The sequence below is a fragment of the uncultured Leptotrichia sp. genome, assembly GCF_938036635.1.
Taxonomy (GTDB): domain Bacteria; phylum Fusobacteriota; class Fusobacteriia; order Fusobacteriales; family Leptotrichiaceae; genus Leptotrichia; species Leptotrichia hongkongensis.
Genome location: NZ_CALHQO010000483.1, coordinates 1 through 1,217 on the forward strand (window position 1 = coordinate 1; position 1,217 = coordinate 1,217).

Below are 1,217 nucleotides of genomic sequence, written 5' to 3' on the forward strand. Positions count from 1 at the left end.
AGATGAATACGATACACCTTTAATCACAGCATACGTAAAAGGATATTATGATGAAGTGATTGATTTTTATAGAGTCTTGTATTCATCTGTGCTAAAAAATAATAAATATTTGAAATTTGGAATAATAACTGGAATAAATAGGGTATCAAAAGAAGGGCTGTTTTCAGGGCTTAATAATGTAAGAATTAATAGTGTTTTAAGTGATGAATTTACTGAATATTTTGGGTTTACAGAAGATGAAGTGAAGAAAACTCTGAAAGAATATGAACTTGAGAAAAATTTTGAAAATGTAAGATTCTGGTACAATGGTTACAGCTTTGGCGGACAGAGAATTTACAATCCTTGGTCTTTTACTAAATATCTTGATGAGAAAAGATTAAAGGCCTATTGGGTAAACAGTGGCGGAGATGATGAGATAAGAAAATTGCTGGCAGAAGTGGCAGGACAGGAAATGTTTGATGATTTTGAAAAACTTCTTTTAAATAAGACAATAAGCGTGAAAATAAATGAAAATGTGAAATTTAAGAATCTGAAAACAACGGAACAATTGTGGAATTTATTGTTAAATGCTGGATATTTAACTGCTGAAGAAGAAGGATTTGAAGGAAAATATAAATTAAGAATCCCAAACTATGAAATCGCAAGTTATTTTAGGGATCTTTTCATAGATGAATATTTAAACGAAAAACCAAATTTCAGTAATGTACTTGAAGCATTGGTTTATGGGGATTTAGAAATGTTTGAAAAGGAACTGCGGGAAAATGTACTCAATTCGGTAAGTTTTATGGAAAATTATAAGGAAAGTTTTTATCAAGGCTATTTCACTGGCTTATTTTCAGGACTTAGAGGCTATTATTATGTAAAAGGAAATCAGGAATCTGGACATGGAAGATTTGACTTGTATTTGGAGCCAAAAGATAAAAAGGGATATGGCTATATAATTGAACTGAAAGTATCAAAACGGTTGAAAGATATGCAAAGAGAGGCGGAAGAGGCTGTTGAGCAAATAAAAAGAATGGAGTATTTTCAGGAACTTGTGAGTCGGGATGTTGAACGGATTGATTTGATTGGGATAGCGTTTTATAAGAAGAAATTTAAGATGGTGAAGGAAAAAGTTCGATAATTGTAATTTTATGGAGGAATTGGATGGTAGATTGGTTTAACGTATTTAATTGGATTATTGTAATACTTTTTATTGGATTTTTATTTATAAAATA

1 protein-coding gene is annotated in these 1,217 nt (G+C 30.6%); it reads left to right on the forward strand.

All coding sequences use genetic code 11. The features are described from left to right. A partial coding sequence (locus Q0370_RS09805; protein WP_299575175.1) for an AAA family ATPase occupies positions 1 to 1,123 on the forward strand: 1,123 nt, incomplete at its 5' end. Positions 1,124 to 1,217: the final 94 nt, after the last annotated feature.